This is a genomic window from Oleiphilus sp. HI0117 (assembly GCF_001635235.1).
Map to the genome: position 1 here is coordinate 1 of NZ_LWGA01000146.1, position 969 is coordinate 969.

A 969-nucleotide genomic window follows, 5' to 3' on the forward strand; every position below is an offset into this window, starting at 1 on the left:
AAATTGATAGCATGGGTCGCTTGCGTATTACTGGTCGTATTAAGGAAATCTTTAAGACCAGTAAAGGTAAGTATGTTGCTCCAGCGCCAATTGAAAACAAGATTGTTGGTCATGATTCTTTAGAGATGGTCTGTGTTGCTGGTGCTGAACAGCCTCAGCCTTATGCTTTGTTGATGCTTTCGGATGAAACTTTTGCTAAGCAGGGTGATGAGTCTTTCCGTAAGCAGGTTGAGCCGGAATTGGAAGCCTTAATGAAAGAGGTTAATGCTTCGGTTGACCCGCATGAGGCGCTGCAATTTATGGTTGTTGTGAATCAGCAGTGGACGATTGAAAATGAGTTCCTGACGCCGACAATGAAAATTAAGCGTAATGTAATCGAAGATGTTTACGCACCTTCTCAAGACGGATGGTATGGCAGTAAGCAGAAGATTATTTGGCAATAAGCCAAACTTAATGTGATATTCAAAAGCCCGCTTATGCGGGTTTTTTATTTTTGCCTTGTTGAGCTCAGTTGTTTGGACCTCAACTGAATTTAGAACTTAAAGCTACTTTGGATACCCAGGGATCAGTCTGAGCTGGATTCGCTCAAACCAAATCCGGAGAGCAAGCTGTAACTGCGCTTTCGATTAGGTACCCAAGTTGTGCTCAATCCGAGCTTTCTGATCGGCTCTCTTGTTATAGAAGATGCTTGCTTGAAGTAATAGCTGGCGCCCAACATGAAGCCTTTGTCCATAAGTCTCTGTATAGAGGCTCTGCCATACCATCGATTATTATATTTCTTGGACGGTGAGTCGCCGGTAATCTGATTATGAAAGGGATGAAAAAGACCATTATGAGTTTGAAGAGTTTGAAGAGTTTGAAGAGTTTGAAGAGTTTGAAGAGTTTGAAGAGTTTGAGGAACCAGTGTTCGAAGACTGAGGTTCTGAGGTGGTAGGTGAAGGTTCAAATTGGGTATATATGTTAAGTGGA

Annotated in this window: 1 pseudogene; it reads left to right on the plus strand. The window is 42.3% G+C overall.

The window, feature by feature from the left end:
- Window positions 1-443: pseudogene (locus A3757_RS26125) on the plus strand (AMP-binding acetyl-CoA synthetase); the annotation flags it as partial.
- Window positions 444-969 lie beyond the last annotated feature (526 nt).